Consider the following 19,703-nt stretch of genomic DNA (forward strand, 5'->3'; position numbering starts at 1 on the left):
GTTCCGCACATTGGTATCGAAGCGGGTCCGGCGATATCAGAAGCCTGAGCAATTCGTGCGCCTCGCGCTAGGTATCAACCCATACCGTCCGATGTATCGCCGCAAGCATGGCTGGTGGGTATGGTATGGCAAGGCACCCCCCAACGGAGACCTCAGATGTTTGACGAATATGGACCAGCGACGATCTGCACCAACCGCCCTTCAGGGTTGTCGGCAAGCGTGCTGACCATTGGCGCATTCGATGGGGTCCATGCTGGTCATCAAGCCTTGGTTTGCGGTGCGATTGCGAGGGCACGACATCTCGGGGTTCCGGCTGTTGTCTGGACGTTCGACCCGCCCCCCAAAGTGTTTTTCGGGCGCGCCAATCAATTGACCCCCTTGGCAGCCAAGCTGTCACGTATTTCTGCTTTTGCACCTGACCTGATTGTCGTTTCTGAATTCAATTCAGTCTTCTGTGAAACTTCTGCCGACACCTTTATGGACGACGTTTCACGCATCGCCCCAAGGGAAATTCACGTTGGCGGTGACTTCCGGTTCGGTGCACGTCAAACAGGCGACGTTGAAATGCTGGCAACAAGGTTTGACGTGCGTATCAAGCCGCCAATCCTTTGTTCTGCTGGTGAAGTCGTCTCAAGCACTCGCATTCGAGCACTACGTGAACAAGGCTTGTTCGACATGGCGGAAACACTTCTTAGCGCCCCCTCCCAACAAAAGGAGCTGACCCTATGACCAACGTAACCACACGCGGTCTGCGTGATGCCTGTGGGCTGTTCGGCACTGGCGTCAATGTCATCTCGACCCGTCACAGCGATGGCGATCATGGGATGACTGCGAACGCCTTTATGTCGGTGTCACTTGACCCACCACTTATTTCGATATCAATCGGCCAGAACGCAAAAATGTTGCCGCTGCTGCACAAGACGGGACGCTTTGCAGTCAGCACTTTGTCAGAGGGAATGGAAGGGCTGGCATGGCACTTTGCTGGCCGTCCGGATACCTCTTTGTCCGATCCTTTTGAAAACCTTGACGATCTACCTGTCATTCGCGGCGCACTTGCTTGCTATGCCTGCGACGTCGTGAACGCGATTGAAGCGGGTGATCATACGATTTTCATCGGCGAAGTACGCGGACTTTCAACAGATTCTGGCGCGCGTCCGCTCATTTTTTACAAGGGCCGTTTTGGTGCGGTCGCGGGTCAATTACCCGCACCTGAACTTTGTGACCCGGTCGCGGAAGCGATTTGGTGATCATTTCTAACAACGTGACGCAAGTGGAGGAGAAAACATGCGTAACATTACACTCGATAACATCACCGACGCCGTAACGGGCGCAATGAAAGATGACATTCCCGTTCGCAATCGCGAGATTATGACCTCGGCAATCAAGCACTTTCACGCGTTTGCGAAAGAAGTGAACCTTACCCACGGGGAATGGTTGGAAGGTTGCGAATGGATGCGCCGAGCGGGGGAAATTTCAAGCGAAGCCCGCAATGAATTCATCCTGATCTGCGATATCCTTGGCGTCGAAGTTCTGGTGGATATGCTTGATAACAAAGTGACCGACGGGGAAAGTGAATCAACCGTTCTTGGACCATTTTATCGCGAAAACCCGCCAGTGCTTCCAAAAGGCGCAAGCATCATCCAGAAAGAATTCGACAATCAGCAAACGGTGCGTGTTTCTGGTCGCGTGGTCGACACTGATGGTACCCCACTTCAAAACGTTCAGATCGACGTCTGGGAAGACGCGCCAAACGGATTGTATGAACAACAAGATCCGGAACAGCCGGATTACAACCTGCGTGGCCGTTTCCTGTCGGACGCTGACGGTTCGTTCGATTTTGTGGGCCTGCGTCCCGAACCCTATCCCATCCCTTATGACGGTGCAGCCGGTGAGTTGTTGAACTTCATGGGCCATCACCCAATGCGCCCGGGCCACATTCACTTCATGATCAGCAAAGACGGCTACAAGCCCCTCATCAGCCAGATCTACGACAGTGAAACCGAATACCTCGACAATGACTCGGTTTTTGCGGTGAAGGAAAGTCTGATCGGACGGATGAAATCGGCACCATCCGGGGCGGATACCGATCTTGTTATGGAATTCGACTTTAAACTCAAACAAGCCACATCCGCGAAGGCGGTCGCGGCAGAATAACACCTCCCCACTGGGCGCTGCTTAATCGCAGCGCCCCTTTTTCAATATCTATAATCGGAGCAAACCATGACCCAATCCGCCGCTGATCTGATGCAGGATTTCGCCACACGAACTGATCCGGCAAGTGATACCACGATCCGCGAAATCACCACAATGATCATGGCCCTGCCCAGCATACGGCAGCACCGGCTTTCGAACACGGCATTCAGCACACGTGAATTCGTGTTGGTCCGTGTTCGTCTTGAAAATGGCATCGAAGGGATTGGTGAAGCGGCCGTGTTGGGTGGCCCACGTTGGGCCGAAGAATCGGTTGAATCCATAAAAGCAGTGATCGACCGCTATCTGTCGCCTGTGCTCATTGGATGCCCCGCGACTAACTGGACTGATACCGCCACCAAAATGAAACGGGCGGCCTTTCGCAATAACGCTGCGAAAGGAGCGGTGGAAACGGCCGTCCTTGATGCGCTGACCCGAACACTTGATGTGCCTCTGGTGAACCTGTTTGGCGGTTCATCGCGCGACAGGGTTCCCGTGCTGTGGGCATTAGCTTCGGGTGATGTGGAACAGGAAATCGCCGAAGCACGAGACAAACTGGCACGGCGCGAACATAAGGATTTCAAAGTCAAACTTGGGTTCGCAACGCCAAAAGAAGACTTGTTTCGCCTGACAAGACTGCGCGAAGCGTTGCCAGAAATGGGGCGATTGATTGTCGACGTAAACCAAGGTTGGAGCGAAGCCGACTGTTTGCGCTTTCTGCCTGCTTTGGAAGAACTTGATGTCTCGCTGATCGAACAACCGCTGCCATATGATGATTTCGAAGGTATGGCACGCGTAGCAAGCAAAAGCTCGATCCCGCTTATGGTTGACGAAGCCGCATTCACACACCGCGAAATCGCGCGTGCCGGTAACATGGGCTGCGGCAGCGTCTATTCCCTGAAAATGGTGAAAAGCGGTGGCTTGATGGCAATGTCACAAGCCGCCAAAGTGGCGGAGTCGTCGGGTATGGAGCTTTATGGCGGTTGCCTGCTGGAAGGCTCTATCGGGGCTGCTGCTCATCTTGCGGTCTTTGCCGCCTTGCCACAACTTACATGGGGATGCGAACATTTTGGCCCCAAGATGCACCGGCGTGAAATTGTGCGCGACCCGCTTCAGTTCGAAGACTTTCATCTGCTGTTGCCAGACGGCCCGGGTCTTGGCATGCAATTGGACGAAGACGCGGTTCGCGAATTCGCCCGTGTGGATTGACGCGTTGATACTGTTAGGGTGGGGATATGGACTTCAAACGACTGACTTACTTCGTAGCCGTAGCTGAAGAATTGCACTTCGGCCGCGCAGCTGCACGCCTTGATATTGCGCAGCCCCCCTTAAGCCGCCAGATCGCCCAGCTTGAGGCCGAACTTGGCGTGCAACTGTTTGACAGATCCCGCAGCCAGATCAAACGCACGCAGGCTGGCGATGCTTTGCTTGTCCGTGCGCGCGATATTCTTGAACGCCTTGATCGCACAAAACGCGAGGTGAAACGCATCGGTGAAGGTGCCGCAGGTCGTCTTCGCATCGCTTTCATCGGTTCGGCCAGCTACGGTGTGCTTCCCGAACTGATCCGTACCTTCCGAAGCGAATATCCCGATGTTGAACTGGCGCTTTCCGCCCTGAACAACGCGGAACTCAAGACTGCACTGATTGAACGGCAAATTGATATCGCCTTCGCGCGTCCGGCGCTGGAAGACGACGAAATTCGCTGTGATTTGATCCATCAGGAACCCTTAATTCTTGCGGTACCCGCAGAGTCTGATCTGGCCGAAAGGGACGAGTTGATACTGGCCGAGCTTAAACGCGAAACCTTTGTTTTATACCCACGCCGTCCCCGCCCCAGCTTTGCCGACTATGTTCTGAAGATATGCAAGAAAGAAGGGTTTATTCCAGGCTCGGAAGTGTTGGCTCAGGACTACCAAACGGCTATCGCGCTGGTATCAGTCGGCGTTGGCATATCCGTGGTGCCGCAATCAGTTTCTCAATCCGACCGGCATGGCGTTGTTTTTCGCCCCTTCGAAGAGGGCAATCTTGGAACGGCCATATCGTTGGCGGTGCGACGCGACAATCAAAGCGTCCACACCAACCAGTTCGTGACCGTTGCACAGAAATTTGCCCGAAAAGTCAAAAAGCGATCTGGTTAGGCGGGCAAAGGCGCTGTCTGACGCAACCCCAATATACGCCTTGCATCAGTTGGTGATGCTACTTCGCGTTCATGTCTCGCGCATTTCTCGACTGTAAGCCTGACAAGCGCCGCATTTGACGGAGCAAGTGTATGGCGTTCCAATCGAATATTGTCTTCAAGACCCGTGCGCGCATGGCCCCCAGCAGCAATTGACCAATCATTAAGCTCTGCTTGATGGCGACCAATGCCTGCGGCACACCAAGGTGCATTTTCACCAAACAGGCGCTGCACCGTTCGAATGTAGTAATCAAACACCGCCTTATCCGCAGGCATTGCGTTTTGAACACCCATGACAAATTGTACATAAGGGACGTCGCGGATTTTTCCCTGCTTCCACATTTGCCAAGCCTGAAGGATGTGGGACAGATCGAACGCTTCTACCTCTGGCTTAATACCATGAGTTATCATTTCTCGAGCCAGCCAGTCGACCAGATCCGGTGGGTTTTCATATACGCGTGTCGGAAAGTTGTTCGAACCCACTGACAATGACGCCATATCGGGTGACAACGGCAACATAGCACCCCGGCTTTTGCCCGCGCCTGACCGCCCACCTGTCGAAAACTGAATGATCAATTCGGGGCAATATCGCCGCAGCCCTTCCTGTAGTCGTGCAAACTTTTCCGGATCAGAACTGGGTGATCCATCTTCATTACGTACATGTGCATGCACGATGCTGGCCCCGGCGTCATAAGCTTCGTGGGTGCTTTCCACTTGTTCCGAGATACTGATCGGCACAGCCGGATTATCTGACTTCTGGGGAAGACTGCCTGTGATTGCGATACAGATGATGCATGGGCCGAATTTACTCATCTCAGGGCCTCATACCGTTTCCGTCAAAGCTTGATCCATACGGTCCAAAGCATCACAAAAGAATGGTTTGAATCCGTCTGGATGTTCGCTCATCGGGAAATGCCCCAGCTCATCCATCACTGCGATCGTAGCACCAGGTATGGCGTCTGCCGTTCGCTGGGCATCTTCCGGCGTACAGGTCAGATCATAGGCCCCGACCAGTATATGCACGGGCGTGGACGCGGTATCGATCCGGGGCAGCCGAGCAATCAGACTGTCGTCACGGGTATAGAAACTTAGATCACCCCGAAACACACCCGGCCCACTTGCCATGAACATCCAAAGCGTATTCCAACATTCAGTCGACGGCGCATAAGGCGATATATTAGCCGACACAAGCGCCGCCCCCATTTCGCCACCGTGGGCGTCGGGCCGGTGAAACCAGTCAATATCATACCATGCGGGCTGAAAATCAGATGCTTCGATCGCGATGAAACCCGAGAACGACGTGGGATGAAGCGCGGCAAGTTGTAATGCGATCCGCCCCCCCATCGAACAACCTGCCAACACTGGACGATCCAAACCAATCCCTACGACCATCGCCAACACCGTGGCGATATAGCTTTCTGTGGTCAGCAAATATTCTTCTGTTTCATATCCTTCCGGCGGAAGGGATTTTCCGTGCCACGGCATATCAAACGCAATCAGCCGATGGTTGGCTGTAATCTCGGGGTCGTTCATCAGGTGTCGCCATTGTCGTGTATCGGCACCAGCAGTGTGCAGACACAACACCGGCCTCCCTTGCCCCGCTTCTTCGAAATAGATGCGCTGAACCTGCCCCTCGATCTCAACGGTAAGGTAGCGTCCGGTGATCGGTTCGACGGTCATAATGCGGCCTCCTCACGCCCAAGCGCCATGAACTCTTTGAAAAAACGTAAATTCTTGACCAGCGCCAGAATATCGCCGTCAATCTGGGCACGATTGATTTTTACCAACCCGAACAAGTCGTGAAATCCCGCCTGTGGACGCGCTTCCCAGAACGCTTCCAGCGCTTCGGCATCGGTTTTGATGGCAAAGCGCCAAGGGGTTTTCCGACTGGGTCCTGGCTCTACGCGAACAAGTTCACCTTTATCGAAATGAAGATAGAACTCAGCAGCATCCACCTGCAGCAATACTGTCTCTGAAAACAGCCGACCGAGCCTGACAAGATGTGGTTTGCGGTTAAGTGCATCCCGCATCGTTTCAATTTTCTTGTGCACAGCGTCCTCCGTTATCCGGTCTGGACACATGGTCAACGCGAACCCATGAAAGAACAATGCCGTGACCGGTATCGCGTGATACCGGGAAGGACCGTCATGCTATAATGCGCCGCGCGAAGAGAGCCGGCAGCAAGAGTTTATTTTCCAGGTTAAAAGGGGACAGTGTTTCGATTTCAGCTGTTGATATTGCCGCAAGGGCCTTGTCAGAGGAAACCGGCTTGAGCGGGGCAGGGCGGGCACGTAGCCTCATTGGATGACCAAACGTTCCCCATTTCGCTACTTCAAAACGAGCCCTGGGATCATCCGCCTGGCCGTGATGCTCTATGTCCGGTTTCCACTTTGGACCTGTCGCGCTTTTGTGCCGCCCCAAGTGCTCGTTTAAGCCACCTTGCGTTCGAAGGCGACAGGGCTTTTCCAGCCCAATGCTGAGTGGCGGCGGCGCGGATTGTAGAAGCCATTGATGTACTCGAAGATGGCCATCTCGGCCTTCCGCCGTGTCTCCCAAGGATGCCGCCAGATCAGTTCTGCCTTGATTGTTTTGAAGAACGTCTCGACGGCAGCATTATCATAGCAATTGCCTTTCCCAGACATCGATACCTTGAACCCGTTCTGGCGCAGGATCTTCTGATAATCATGAGAACAATATTGCGACCCGCGATCCGTGTGATGGATGCACCCTTTGGGCGGTTGTCGGAACGCGATGGCCATCTTCAAAGCTCTGATCGCAAGGTCGCGTTTCATGCGGTTGCTAACGGCCCAACCGATCACACGCCGAGAATGTAAGTCCAAGATCACGGCCAGATACAACCAGCCCTCACGCGTCCAGACATAGCTGATGTCACCTGCCCATTTTTGGTTGGGCGCATCAGCGTTGAAGTCACGATCTAGTAGGTTTGGCGCGATATTGAACTTATGATTGCTGTCTGTGGTGACCTTGTATTTGCGTGTTCTAACAACGGATATGCCGTTCTGGCGCATCAACCTGCCAACACGACGGTGGCCCACGTTCAAACCGATCTCTTTCAACTCTTCGGTCATTCGTGGACGGCCATAACTGCCCAGGCTGAGGCGCGATTGTTCTTTGATATGCGCCAGCGTCACAAGATCAGACCGCTGCCTGCGACTGGCTGGACGACTGCGATACGCCCGTAACCCACGCGTGCTGACGCCAACGACATCACACAACCGACTGGCTGGGAAGCTGCACCTGTGTTCTTCGATGAATCTAAATCTCATTGCTTTAGACCCGCGAAGAACTGGGTGGCCTTTTTTAAGATCTCCCTCTCCTCCTTCAGGAGCCGTATCTCGCGTCGAAGCCGATCATTCTCTTTGGCGAGGTCTAAATCTTCGTTCGACACTAACTCCGTGTCTCGGTGCGCAGTGATCCATTTGTTCAGCGTCGACATGCCAACGCCCAGATCGTCGGCCACTTGCTTACGCGTAAGCCCACTGGTTAGCGCGATACGCACCGCATCCTGGCGGAATTCGTCCGTCCGTTTCAGTCCCATAGTTCATCTCCTTTGCTGCAATAAATGCTAACAAAGGAGCGCATCAAACCGCGACAGGTCCAAAGTGTAGCAAGTGGCGGTGGCATCTGGACGAGGTCTTCGTGAAGATCGCCGGCACACAGCACTATCTTTGGCGGGCCGTGGACCACGAAGGCGAGGTGTTGGAAAGCTACGTCACCAAGAAGCGTGACAAGAGGGCAGCGTTGAAATTCCTAAGAAAAGCAATGCGTAAGCACGGAAGCCCTGAAACTGTAGTGTTCGATAAACTTCGATCTTACGGCGCGGCTCTTAGAGTTCTAGGCGGCGTAGAGCGGCAGGAAACCGGTCGCTGGATGAACAACCGTGTTGAAAATTCACACTTGCCATTCCGAAGACGAGAGCGAGCTATGCTCCGCTTCAGACGGATGCGATGTCTGCAGAAATTTGTCTCGGTCCATGCCTCCGTCCAAAATCACTTCAACCAGGAACGCCATCTCTATTCACGACGAAATTTCAAGCTGAATCGCGCCGCTGCTCTGTCCGAGTGGCGGGCGCTTTGTGTCGGTCAAGTGACAGCGTCACTGTCTTTGCTGAGACTAATTCGAATTCATCTGACAGCCCGCCTTTTGCCTTCGAAGAACGCTACGCGGCGATGCAGGCGCATAGGGTTATCGGCGACTTCCGTGCACCGAACATCATGCGGGTTGGCTTTACACCGCTTTATCTGGATGATGATATCGTAAGGGCAGTCGAAATCCTATCGCTATCATGCGTGACAGTTTGAGGGACACGCCTGCGTTCAAAAAGAAAAGTCTGGTGAGTTAATGCAATTGGATCGCTTGAAGCCCTTCAAAACGCAGTCGTTCCAGACGAACGACCCGAGCGAAGCACGCAGCGTGTTGAATGAGAAATTCAAACCTCACGTGATGCGCAGGCTTGATAGCGATCCATTTGACTTCGCACATATGTCCGCGCAGGTCCCCGGCGGGACGTTCAACATTCTGAAATATGGCGGTGCAGTGGAAATCACTCCCGACCCGTTTGAAGACTTCTTTATGTTGGAAATGCCGCTTGCGTCCGGTGTCAACATTGAGAGCACCGGACGGCCTTCGATATCGTCAGATAAAAACACAGCGCTGCTTTTGCCACCACACGTCAAGTTTTCGTCGACGTGGCGACCGCAGTGTCTGCAACTAATGTTGAAGGTCGAAAGTGTCGAAGTGCTGCGGCGCTGGCAAACTCTTACCGGTGATCCAGAAGCGCAATTGCCCCGTGGCGCTCCGGAGGTCGACCTCAGAACAAGCGAAGGCTGGCGGGTGCAACAGCTGATGCGGTTGCTGCAGCAGGAATTCGAACTCGCGGTGACGTCCAAAGTAGACCGCCTATCGCAATCGCCCCTGTCAACCGCCGTCGTCGACGCGGTGTTGTGCTACTATCGCTACAGTCAGGGCAATCTCTTAATCGGAGGATCGCACAGGATCTTACCGGCGCAATTGCGGCAATGCGTGGCCTATATTGAATGTAACATCGCTGGAGATCTGTCGATGCCGCAGCTGCTTGCACAGACAAATTACAGCGAACGCACGCTCTTTAACCAGTTCAACCAATTTCTTGATCTAACGCCCAAGGGCTATGTCCAACAGCAACGGCTGCGCAATAGCAGGCGGATGTTACTTAGCGGGAATGTGACAGTGGCCGACGCTGCCAAACAGTCTGGATTTACTCATATGGGTCGATTCTCAAGCCTATATCGCAAACGCTATGGCGAGAATCCGTCGCAGACATAAACGGTTCGCTGTCCGAATCCTGCAGTCGCTATCCGATTGATGAACATGTTTGCATCACACGCAGCGCGATCGGTTCCCCAAGACAGGTTTGTTCTGTTTTCAGAACCTTATGATACACGCACAACACAGCTTTTCTTTCGATCAACCCAGCCGTCGTGGCAAGTTGGTCGCCTATTTCCCTGTCAATGATCCGAGCGTCCCGATTGACCGCCTCAAGGCTTATGAGGCCGCAGGCGTCGATGTGGTTGAGTTGGGATTGCGCACGTCAAACCCCTACGCCGACGGTGCCATCGTGGCAGCGTCGATGCAGCGTGCAAGCGGGATTGGCACGGTGCGCGAAGCTCTCTCCGCGATTAAAGCGGTCAAAACATTCTCTTACGGTGCATTGGGGATGATTTTTGCCTATGCAGAGGATAAACTGTTTTCTGATCCGCAGGAGTGGCAAGATGTCGATGCCCTGCTCGCCCTTGGGGCACCAGGCCCAAATGTCGAGAAAGTCACAGAGGTAGCCGCGGCTCAAGGCACTCGGATCACACGGTTTGTGCCATATGACCTACCCGAGCCTGCGGTCGCTGCCGCCCGCAAGGCGACGGGTTTCGTGTTCCTGCAATACACTGACGGGAAAACTGGCATTCGTCAGGATTTGGACAGAGACCTTGAGAGTCGTGTTAAAAAATTGCGCGCAGATGGCGTGACCGCCCCTATATTTGCGGGTATCGGTATCAGTACACCGGATCAGGCAAAACACGCCGTAAACGCCGGTGTGGACGGTGTTGTTGTCGGGTCGCAGGCTGTTTTGGAAGCAATGTCGGGCCGATCCGCGTTGGAGGAATATTTAGGGCGTATAGAGGAGGCGCTCTATGGGTGAACAGTTCATATTAGGCATCGACGTTGGGACAACTTCGGTTAAGGCCGGGTTGGTGGACGCGCACGGCGAATTGCGTGGGCTGTTTTCCAGAGCCTATAAAACGCATCGACCCGCGAACCAATGGGCCGAACAAAACGCTGAGGATTGGACCCAGTTGATTGACGCCGCGATCGCGCATTATGCAAATGAGGGGCTGACCCCAGCCATCAAAGCGGTAGGCCTGTGTTCGCAGGTGAACACGCATATCTTCGTCGGTGACAACGGTAAGCCATTGATGCCAGCCATTCTGTGGCAAGATGGTCGCGCCAGAGCGCAGGCTCAAGCTTTGAATGCGCGGGTGTCGGATGTCCAAAAAGTTGCATGGTGGGACGTGCCCATGCCTATCGATGCCAGCAATATCCTGTCGCGCATGGCGTGGGTCGCTGAAACCCACCCTGACATATGGGACAAGACCAGATGGGTCATGCTGCCAAAGGACTATTGCTTGCATCACCTGACAGGAGAGGTATGCACAGATCCGCTGTCGAACATCGGGCTTGTTGGTTCTGACCTCGTTTATATTCCCGAGGTTTTCAATCTCGTGCCCGGCTCTATGGAAAAGATCACGCCGCTTGCGCCAATTACGCAGGTTATTGGACTCGTCAAAGCGGGCTCGCCGCTGGCGGGCGTCCCGGTGGTGGCTGGTACGATGGACGCTTGGGCGGGGATGATTGGTGCCGGCGGCGCGCGCGAGAAATCGTCTGTTTATCTCAGTGGAACCAGCGAAACCCTAGGAATCACATCGCGAGATCTGACGCCCACCCCCGGTGCAATCGTCTTTCCGGAATGTGTAGGGCTGCGCGTTCATGCTGCCCCAACGCAATCAGGCGGCGATGCAAAGGCATGGTTCGCGGCCCTCTCTGGCTTGCGCCTCGATCAGATGTCTAATCTGGTCGCAGACACGCCACGCAACGACAAAACCCCGCTCTTCCTGCCCCAACTCGAAGGGGAACGCGCCCCACTATGGGACAGCAGCCTTCGGTCGTCGTTCCTTGGTGTGTCTCGCCGTACCGGGTTGGGCGATTTCGCCCGCGCCGTCTATGAAGGCGTCGCCTTCGCTTCCCGCCATGCGTTCGAAACGATCCAAACCTCATCGAACACTGCCAGTAAATCCGTTGGATGTGCGGGCGGCGGGTTTAAATCGGACGCGTGGAACCAGATACGCGCGGATGTTCTGGGCGTTGAGTGTCAGATCCTATCTATTCAGGAACCAGGTATTCTGGGTGCCGCAATGATCGCGGGTGTCGGCACCGGCGCATTTGCCAGCCTGACAGAGGCCCACGACGCGCTAGTACGCCATAACAGGGTCATAGCCCCGCGTGAAGAATACTATCAACACTATAGTGAGATCTTCGATGTCTACAAAGAAGCGATCACGACACATGCCAGCATCACGGCACGATTGTCAGGGACCGGTAAAGTTCCGGCGCCATTATCCAAAAATTGCACCTGAATAGTGTAGATGGCGCATTTTGCGCAGATACCGGACGCAGGCTTGGTCTATCGTCTTAGTGAAAAGGGAGAGGAAAATGAAATTTATTTTGAAAACTGCAGCGTCAGTTCTGGCGCTTACCGCGTCATCAGCCTTTGCGGAAACCATTGCGGTGATCACGCCATATCTCGCGCAGCCCGGTACGCAAGCCGCTATTGAAGGATTCGAGGCCGCAGCTGCGGAAAACGGCTGGGACGTGAACGTGATCGATACAGCGGGCGATGTTGCTGCTGTGATCAGTCGAATTGAAGACTCCGTGATCCAGAACGTAGATGCGATTGTACTGAACGTTGATCCCGCGCAAGTGAATGTCGGTCTTTTGACCGCTGCGGACGCCGGGATTCCTGTAGTCGGCCTCGATGCTGGCGCTGACGATCTTCTTGTCGCAAATGTGACGTCAAACGGTTACGCAATGGCCGCAGAAACATCCGTATATGTAGCCGACCGCATCGGCGGATCGGGCAACGTTGTGATGTTCGTATTTGATGCTTTCCCACCTGTCCAAATCCGCAGCGTAGTTGCGGATGCGGTGTTTGGAAACTATCCCGACATCGACGTTTTGGACCGTGTAACACCTGACGTGTCTGACGGTGGCATTGCCGATAGCCGCGCCATGATGGAAGCCATTCTGGCCGCTAACCCTGAACCGGGGTCGATTTCCGCTGTTTGGGCGGCTTGGGATCAGCCCGCACTTGGTGCCCTCCAAGCGATTGAAGATGCTGGTCGTGGTGATGAGGGTATTGTGATCACCGGTATTGACGCCAACCCTCAGGCACGCGATGCGATTGCCGCTGGTGGCAATTTCGAAGCCTCAATCGCCCAAGATTTCAATCTAATGGGTGTGCAGGCAGCGAGCGTCTTAGAGGTTGTGTTAGGTGGCGGCGAACACCGCGCCAGCGTCGTCTATGTTCCAACACAGCTTATCAACGCAGCCAACGCAGCTGAATAAGCAGACAAAGCAACGCGAGTACGCCTCGCGTTGCTTCACCGACGTTCGGAAATTTTATGCAAACCGCTACTCTATCCAAGGTCTCAAAGGCCTATAACGGCGTTCCTGCCCTAAACGACGTATCATTATCCCTTACGGGTGGGCGCGTCCACGCGTTAATGGGCGAAAACGGGGCGGGCAAATCCACTTTCATTAAGCTCGCTGCGGGTGTTGTGCCTGCCGATAGTATCGAGTTGTCGAAGGATGGCGCATCATTGCCGCTGGAGGGGCCGCAAGACGCCCATGTTGCTGGATTTCGGTTCATTCATCAGGAGCTTAACATCGTTCCGCAGGTGTCCGTCGCAGAGAACATTTTGCTGGGTCGAATACTACCTAAGAAATTGGGCCTCTTCGTGAATTGGGCCCATGTCCGGAAAACAGCGCAAGACGCGTTGGATAAGCTTGGGGCGACGCATATCAACGTATCAACCTTGGCCGGTGATTTACCAGCTGGCGACAAAATGCTCGTCAAAATTGCAGCGGCTCTTGTCACCGACGAAGGCGAGGCAGGCGCAGATATCTACGTTTTGGACGAACCAACAGCGGCCTTAACAGGCGCTGAATCTGAAATGCTTTTCAACGTGATCGAACGCCTCAAGCAAAGTGGGGCTGCGATCCTGTATGTGTCGCATCGGATGGACGAGGTTCTGCGCATTTGCGACGACGTAACGGTTTTGCGGGACGGAAAGCACATCTCAACAACAGAAATCTGCAATACCTCTAAGGAGGAGATCATTCATGCGATGACAGGACGCGATGTCAAGGACAGCTACCCGCCCCGAACCAGTACAATCGGCGACGACACAGTTGCTGTTGCACAGGGGGCGAGAACCAAGCGTCTGTCAGATCTAAATTTTGCACTGCGAGCCGGAGAAATACTTGGCGTTGGCGGGCTTGCTGAAGCCGGTCAGACCGAGTTGCTGCGCCTCTTCCTTGGTCTTGAAACGATCGTTTCTGGATCATTTAGTTTTAACGGCCAGTCTTGTCCAACCTCACCGAGTGAGGCGTGGTCGAAAGATATCGCTTACATTCCACGCGAACGTCGTAGCGAAGCACTCATGCTTGATATGTCGATCCGCGACAACACGCTTCTGCCCCACTACGGTGCGAATGGATTTAAAGCCAAAAAGGGCAAAGAAACTGCAAGAGCCCAGGAAATGGCGCAGAAAGTACGCCTAAAATATGATGGCCCTGGCCAGCCTGTCGGGCAGCTATCTGGCGGCAATCAGCAAAAGGTTGTCTTTGCGCGCGCACTTTGTGGGAATCCGAAACTGCTGCTGTTAGAAGAACCGACGCGCGGTGTAGATGTTGGTGCTAAATTTGAGATTTATCAGCTTGTTCGCGGACTAAGCGCCGCCGGATGCGCGGTTATTCTGACCTCAACAGATTTGCCGGAAATCCTTGGCATGTGTGATCGGGTACTTGTCTTGCAAGACGGCCAACAGGCCCACCTTCTTGATCGCGGTGATATGACCGCTGCTGATCTCCTTACATATTTCTACAGTGATGACGACGCGGAAGGGCGCTCTCAATGAAAAATACGTTTCGCCAATTTGGAACGCTGATTGGGTTCGGCTGCATCGTCGCGTTCTTCGCGTTTCAACTGCCTGAAACTTTTCTGACTGCACGCAACCTGATCAACATCAGTCAACAGCTGTCGATGCTGGCGGTTGTGGCAGCAACTATGACGATTGTCATGGTTATGGGCGACTTCGACCTCTCGGTCGGGTCCATGGCCTCGCTTGCAGGCATCGTCGCGGCCGTTGTCTTCGCGGCGGATTATCCGATTTGGATGGGCATTCTCGCGGCGCTTTTAATCGGGTTGGCCGGTGGCCTATTTAACGGGGTGCTCGTGTCTATTTTCGGAATCTTGCCATTCGTTGCCACACTGGGAACTCTCACAGTCTACAGTGGTGCGGCCTTCTTTATTAGCGACGGCAAGACTATCTTTGGCCGTGATATCCCAAGAGAGTTTTCCGGTTTTGCAAGAGCCGGGTTCGAATTTGGTGATATCAGGATCCCATTCCTGACCATCACTGCCGGGATCGTCATCTTCCTGTGCTGGTTCCTGTTGGAACAAACAACCTATGGTCGCAGGCTGTATGCTATCGGCGGTAACAAGGATGCCGCACACCTCGCCGGCATACAGGTCAAACGTCTTCGTCTGATAGCCTTCGGATTAACGGGGATCGGGGCTGCGACTGCGGGCCTTATGTATGCAGCTCGCGTGGCGTCAGCGAACCCAACGCAAGGATCCGGGCTGATGCTAGACGCAATTGCGGCAGTGTTTTTGGGTATGACCATGTCGCGGCAAAGCGAACCTAGGGTTTTGTTTACGCTCGTCGGCGTTCTGATGTTGGGCATCCTCGATAACGGGCTGACCCAACTCCAGGTTGATAGCTACATACGCGAAATCTTGGTCGGCTTGATCGTGATCTCAGCCGTGGCGGTGTCGTCCATCTCCAAGTCCAGAAATTGAACCGGGACAAAGACCCAAAACGTTTGTGGGAGGAGCCAAATGACACATTGACGATACATTTGCCAAATCAAAGGAAAGCGACAGTAAGGCTTTCGTTGGTGTTGTCAGAGGACACTGCCTTGAGCGGGGAAGGGCGGGCACGTAGCCTCATTTGATGACCAAACGCTCTCCGTTTCGCTACTTCAAGACCAGTCCTGAGATCATCCGCCTGGCCGTGATGCACTACGTCCGGTTTCCACTTTCCCTGCGGAACGTCGAAGATCTGCTCCATGAGCGGGGTATCGACGTGAGTCAAGAAACGATCCGATATTGGTGGCTGAAATCTGGCCCGATGTTCGCAGCTGAGATCCGGAAACGACGGATTGAGGGCCTGAAATCCAGCCGCTGGCGCTGGCGTCTGGACGAAGTGTTTGTGAAGATTTACGGTAGACAGTACTATTTTTGGCGAGTTGTGGATCACGAGGGCGAGGTGCTCGGAAGTTTCGTTACGAAGTAGCGTAACAAGAAGGCCGCGTTGAAGTTCCTAAAGAAAGCAAAGCGTAAGCACGGCCAGTCTAGCGTGCTGGTGACCGACAAGCTGCGTTCCTATGGCGCGGCACTGAGGGATTTAGGTGCGCCCCATAAACAAGAAACGGGCAGGTGCGCCAATAACCGGGCTGAGAACCATCATCTCCCAGTCCGACGAAGAGAACGGGCTATGCCTCCTTATAGGCGCATGCGAAGTCTTCAGAAATTAGTCTCGGTCCATGCTTCTGTCCACAACCACTTCAACTAGAAACGTCACCTCTATTCACGACCAAATTTCAAGCTGAACCGCACCGCCGCTCTGTCCGAGTGGCGGGCGCTTTGCGTTGGCTAAATTCCAATGGCACTGTCCTAGCTGCGAATGGTTCGAATTTGTCTGACAGCACCCTGCCGACCTTATTCTCGCTGTTGCGTATGCGCAGTTTAACCGCTCTGATGAATGTCGACGCATGCGTCAGTGGCGGAACGTTCCAAAACCTAGGTTGTCGAGTGCTTCGATATGAACCGTTCCGGCGTGATCGACGTCGAAGTCACCAAAGGTCACTTGTGAAATCGATCCATAGAAGGAATTTTCGCTAAATGGCGCATATGTAAAGCGGTCGCCGTCCCAATGGTCCAGCATCTCGACCTCTCGGTCGGGACCGAGCAGCATCGCAAGCGCGCCATCTCTGACAACAACCTCCAACGCGCCGAAATAAGCGTTTTCGTACGAGGCGGTGTAGGAGGCGAGAGGGCGCGACGGGTCCGGGTCTTCAGGACGCGCAACGCCGACGAGCTCTCCGTCAGGTGCCATGATCTGTGCCATCATCGGACTGAACCCCGCAAACCAGTCGCGGGTCGATTGGCCAAACTGCACCTCGTCCAGAAAGGTTGCGCTGATCGCTTCCGCCGCCCCGACCGGTGCGGCGTTGGTCAACACGACAATCCCGATATCCAGCGACGGGATCATCGACACTGACGTTCCCGCGCCAAGCGCAAATGCACCGGAATGGCTAAATGCAACCCGGCCCGAAGGTTGCACGCCCACGTTGAAACCATAGCCGTACATCCCCGCGCGGGCGTCCATCATACCCGACGGTGCCGAGACGATCTGCGGCGACAAAGCCGGTAGCAGCGCGTCGTATGAAATGAATTCTTCGCCGTTCAGCCTTCCGCCTTGCAAGATGAAAGCCATCCACCGCGCCATATCGGTGACGCTGGAACTGGCGCCGCCTGCCGGGGATTGGGCGTCGGGCTGACGAAGATCCGCAACGACATAGCCGCCATCGCTCGGAATGTGACTGGACGCGCGGTTTTCTCGTGCCATGAAGTCGGCGTGAAGCGAACTGGTCATCGCCATCCCTAGCGGTGCGTAAAGGGCGTCGTTTGACAACGTTGCCCAATCCATGCCTGCTGCCTGGGCAACGCCCTCCGCGGCGGCGGTCAATCCGAAATTCGTATAAGCATAGTGGCTCCGGAAGGGGTGAAGATCTAATAAGGCCAGCCGTTCAAGGATCGTGCGCTGGTCAAATCCGATATCCTCCAGAAGATCACCGGCGTGATCTGGCAGGCCGGATCTGTGGGCGTAGAGGTCGCCGATGGTCAGTTGCCGGGTCACCCATTCATCCGACAGCGCAAACCACGGAAGCAACGACGCGATCGGCGTGTTCCATTCCACCCGGCCAGCAGAGACTTGGCTGGCAATCACGGTAGCCCCCAGTGGCTTCGACAACGAAGCCAGCAGAAACACCGTGTCGGCATCGACCGCAACGTCCGCGTCTACACGGCGCAGGCCAAACCCGCGTGAATAGACAGTCTCGCCATTCCATACCACCGCCACGGCCAGACCGGGAATACCACTGCGCTCCAGCATGTCTTCCGCAAGGGCATCAAGTCGGACGATCGCTCGGTCAACTTGTTCCTCCGGGACCGGCAATGCCGAATACTGCGCGGGCGACACCGTAACCGTCTGTGCCGATAAGCTTGGGGCCGCGATCGGCCAAGCACAAAGACAGGCAGCACCGATGCGCGACACAAACCCGTCCAATCGGGACCAGGCAGGCAACCTCATTTTGTTAAGCATCGCGATAGTCCTTCAACGTTTCAAAGGGTGTTGTCAGAGGAAACTGTGCTTGAGCGGGGCAGGGCGGTTTCGTAGCCTCATGGGATGACCAAACGTTCCCCATTTCGATACTTCAAAACCAGCCCTGAGATCATCCGCCTGGCGGTGATGATGTATGTTCGCTTCCCGCTTTCGCTCCGGAACGTGGAGGATCTTTTGCACGAACGCGGCGTGGATGTGAGCCACGAAACGGTCCGATACTGGTGGCTGAAATTTGGCCCGATGTTTGCGGCTGAGATCCGAAAGCGGCGGATTGAGGGCATGAAATCCAGCCGCTGGCGCTGGCATTTGGACGAGGTCTTCGTGAAAATAAACGGCAAGCAGCACTACCTTTGGCGGGCTGTAGATCATGAGGGCGAAGTCCTCGAAAGCTACGTCACGAAGAAGCGGGACAAGAAAGCAGCGCTCAAATTTCTAAGGAAAGCAATGCGTAAGCATGGCCAGCCCGAGGTATTCGTCACGGACAAACTTCGATCCTACGGTGCTGCGCTGAAGGAAATCGGAGGCGCTGAACGGCAAGAGACGGGGCGTTGGGTTAACAATCGGGCGGAGAATTCGCATTTACCCTTTCGACGAAGAGAAAGGGCAATGCTGCGGTTCCGGCGGATGCGAAGTCTGCAGAAATTCGTCTCGGTTCATGCTTCTGTCCACAACCACTTCAACCAGGAACGCCACCTCTACTCGCGAGAAAACTTCAAGCAGAACCGCTCCGCTGCTCTGTCCGAGTGGCGTGGGCTTTGCGTCGGTTAAGTGGCAGTGACACTGTCCTTGCTGAGACTGGTTCGAATTAGTCTGACAGCACCGGTGCGCGCGTTGGGACCGTGGACAAGTTCCAGGGCCAGGAAGCGCCCATCGCGATATACTCGATGGCAACATCAAGCCATGCTGAAGCACCGCGGGGCATGGAGTTTCTTTACAGTGCAAATCGCTTCAACGTGGCGATATCACGGGCGAAGTGCGTGGCGGTTCTGGTGGCGTCGCCGAAAATTTTTGAAGCAGAGTGCAGGACACCGAGACAAATGCAGTTGGCAAATGCATTTTGTAGGTATCTGGAGACGTCTAAACTCTTGGCGCATCCGGTAATGGGAGAAGGCTAAAGATGGCTCGAGAGACATTGCCAAATGGTACCGATGCGCTGATGGCAGAACTCAGCTTAAAGGAGATTATGCGGCTGATTGAAACGACGTGCCGATGGGTAGACCCTGCGACTTTCAAACTCTTGCCGGTTTGGTATCCCGAATATGCGCGCAAAGCGTATTTCTACAAATCAAACTGGTCTGAATCTCAAATGAACACCAATCGGGAGACCAGACAAACGGTTCATAAGCAGAAGGGAAATTTATACGCAAATAAATCGCTTACGCATGCCTTGGGCTTGAGGTCTGAGGGGCGCAAAGGATGGTCCTGTTGCCACCTTTGGGGAGTTGATGATGCACTTTACCAAGAATCTAACGCCGTAGTTCAGGATCGGCGCTATTACTCCTGCGTTGCGAACATGGTGCTTTTACCCACGCCTCTAA

At 54.5% G+C, this 19,703-nt stretch carries 17 protein-coding genes and 4 pseudogenes; 16 read left to right on the forward strand and 5 right to left on the reverse strand.

Annotated features, from left to right (window positions below; genetic code table 11):
- The first annotated feature begins 156 nt into the window (after window positions 1-156).
- From AADW23_RS08815 to AADW23_RS08835, 5 genes are all read left to right on the forward strand, one after another.
- The gene (locus AADW23_RS08815) at window positions 157-729 is read left to right on the forward strand and encodes an FAD synthetase (RefSeq protein ID WP_341864134.1); all 573 of its coding nucleotides are present in this window, start codon (window positions 157-159) and stop codon (window positions 727-729) included.
- Window positions 726-1,247 carry a flavin reductase family protein gene (locus AADW23_RS08820; protein ID WP_341864135.1) on the forward strand — a complete coding sequence of 174 codons (522 nt, stop codon included), beginning with the start codon at window positions 726-728 and terminating at the stop codon, window positions 1,245-1,247. Before AADW23_RS08815 ends, AADW23_RS08820 begins: the two co-directional genes overlap by 4 nt.
- A 37-nt stretch (window positions 1,248-1,284) precedes the next feature.
- On the forward strand, window positions 1,285-2,154 hold the full coding sequence (locus tag AADW23_RS08825) for a dioxygenase (protein WP_341864136.1): 870 nt from the start codon (window positions 1,285-1,287) through the stop codon (window positions 2,152-2,154).
- Window positions 2,155-2,220: 66 nt separating this feature from the next.
- Entirely contained in the window at window positions 2,221-3,399 is a 1,179-nt protein-coding gene (locus AADW23_RS08830) for a muconate/chloromuconate family cycloisomerase (protein ID WP_341864137.1), read from the forward strand.
- Between the two features lie 26 nt (window positions 3,400-3,425).
- Window positions 3,426-4,328 (forward strand): LysR substrate-binding domain-containing protein, encoded by a 903-nt coding sequence (locus AADW23_RS08835; protein ID WP_341864138.1) that lies wholly within the window; start codon window positions 3,426-3,428, stop codon window positions 4,326-4,328.
- On the opposite strand, the gene AADW23_RS08840 is transcribed toward AADW23_RS08835, so the two are convergent.
- The 3 genes from AADW23_RS08840 to AADW23_RS08850 are packed head-to-tail and all read right to left on the reverse strand — an operon-like array spanning window position 4,325 to window position 6,417.
- On the reverse strand, window positions 4,325-5,179 hold the full coding sequence (locus AADW23_RS08840; RefSeq protein WP_341864139.1) for a 3-keto-5-aminohexanoate cleavage protein: 855 nt from the start codon (window positions 5,177-5,179) through the stop codon (window positions 4,325-4,327). The genes AADW23_RS08835 and AADW23_RS08840 overlap by 4 nt on opposite strands.
- A gap of 9 nt (window positions 5,180-5,188) precedes the next feature.
- On the reverse strand, window positions 5,189-6,046 hold the full coding sequence (locus AADW23_RS08845; RefSeq protein WP_341864140.1) for an alpha/beta hydrolase: 858 nt from the start codon (window positions 6,044-6,046) through the stop codon (window positions 5,189-5,191).
- Complete coding sequence (locus AADW23_RS08850) at window positions 6,043-6,417, reverse strand: hypothetical protein (protein WP_341864141.1); 375 nt, start codon at window positions 6,415-6,417, stop codon at window positions 6,043-6,045. Before AADW23_RS08850 ends, AADW23_RS08845 begins: the two co-directional genes overlap by 4 nt.
- Before the next feature lie 253 nt (window positions 6,418-6,670).
- Here AADW23_RS08850 and AADW23_RS08855 point away from each other — a divergent pair.
- Window positions 6,671-6,757 (forward strand): annotated as a pseudogene (locus tag AADW23_RS08855) (IS6 family transposase); the annotation flags it as partial.
- 38 nt (window positions 6,758-6,795) lie between these two features.
- On the opposite strand, the gene AADW23_RS08860 reads toward AADW23_RS08855, so the two are convergent.
- Window positions 6,796-7,925, reverse strand: a protein-coding gene (locus tag AADW23_RS08860; protein ID WP_341864142.1) for an IS3 family transposase whose coding sequence is annotated in 2 segments (ribosomal slippage) — window positions 6,796-7,682 and window positions 7,682-7,925 — 1,131 coding nt in all. Because the reading frame shifts where the segments join, the coding sequence is not laid out codon by codon here.
- Between the two features lie 68 nt (window positions 7,926-7,993).
- Between AADW23_RS08860 and AADW23_RS08865 the strand changes: the two are divergent.
- From AADW23_RS08865 to AADW23_RS08900, 8 genes and pseudogenes are all read left to right on the forward strand, one after another.
- Window positions 7,994-8,461: pseudogene (locus AADW23_RS08865) on the forward strand (IS6 family transposase); the annotation flags it as partial.
- Window positions 8,462-8,728: 267 nt separating this feature from the next.
- Window positions 8,729-9,691, forward strand: a complete 963-nt coding sequence (locus AADW23_RS08870) for an AraC family transcriptional regulator (protein WP_341864143.1) — start codon at window positions 8,729-8,731, stop codon at window positions 9,689-9,691.
- A 109-nt stretch (window positions 9,692-9,800) separates the two neighbouring features.
- A complete protein-coding gene (locus AADW23_RS08875) occupies window positions 9,801-10,559 on the forward strand; it encodes a tryptophan synthase subunit alpha (protein ID WP_341864144.1) in 759 nt (252 codons plus the stop codon).
- Window positions 10,552-12,051 carry an FGGY-family carbohydrate kinase gene (locus AADW23_RS08880; RefSeq protein WP_341864145.1) on the forward strand — a complete coding sequence of 500 codons (1,500 nt, stop codon included), beginning with the start codon at window positions 10,552-10,554 and terminating at the stop codon, window positions 12,049-12,051. Before AADW23_RS08875 ends, AADW23_RS08880 begins: the two co-directional genes overlap by 8 nt.
- A gap of 76 nt (window positions 12,052-12,127) precedes the next feature.
- Entirely contained in the window at window positions 12,128-13,039 is a 912-nt protein-coding gene (locus AADW23_RS08885; protein WP_341864146.1) for a substrate-binding domain-containing protein, read from the forward strand.
- A gap of 56 nt (window positions 13,040-13,095) precedes the next feature.
- Entirely contained in the window at window positions 13,096-14,613 is a 1,518-nt protein-coding gene (locus tag AADW23_RS08890; RefSeq protein ID WP_341864147.1) for a sugar ABC transporter ATP-binding protein, read from the forward strand.
- Window positions 14,610-15,557 carry an ABC transporter permease gene (locus AADW23_RS08895; protein ID WP_341864148.1) on the forward strand — a complete coding sequence of 316 codons (948 nt, stop codon included), beginning with the start codon at window positions 14,610-14,612 and terminating at the stop codon, window positions 15,555-15,557. Before AADW23_RS08890 ends, AADW23_RS08895 begins: the two co-directional genes overlap by 4 nt.
- A 154-nt stretch (window positions 15,558-15,711) precedes the next feature.
- Window positions 15,712-16,416, forward strand: a pseudogene (locus AADW23_RS08900) (IS6 family transposase).
- Between the two features lie 120 nt (window positions 16,417-16,536).
- Here the strand turns inward: AADW23_RS08900 and AADW23_RS08905 are convergent.
- Entirely contained in the window at window positions 16,537-18,144 is a 1,608-nt protein-coding gene (locus AADW23_RS08905; RefSeq protein ID WP_341864149.1) for a serine hydrolase, read from the reverse strand.
- Between the two features lie 84 nt (window positions 18,145-18,228).
- On the opposite strand from AADW23_RS08905, the gene AADW23_RS08910 reads away from it, so the two are divergent.
- Together AADW23_RS08910 and AADW23_RS08915 are read left to right on the forward strand one after the other, a co-directional pair.
- Window positions 18,229-18,933, forward strand: coding sequence for an IS6 family transposase (locus AADW23_RS08910; RefSeq protein ID WP_341864150.1), 705 nt, complete (start codon window positions 18,229-18,231; stop codon window positions 18,931-18,933).
- A gap of 68 nt (window positions 18,934-19,001) precedes the next feature.
- Window positions 19,002-19,280 (forward strand): annotated as a pseudogene (locus AADW23_RS08915) (AAA domain-containing protein); the annotation flags it as partial.
- Between the last annotated feature and the right edge of the window lie 423 nt (window positions 19,281-19,703).

Origin of the sequence: Gymnodinialimonas sp. 57CJ19 (assembly GCF_038396845.1) — a bacterium.
GTDB lineage: Bacteria > Pseudomonadota > Alphaproteobacteria > Rhodobacterales > Rhodobacteraceae > Gymnodinialimonas.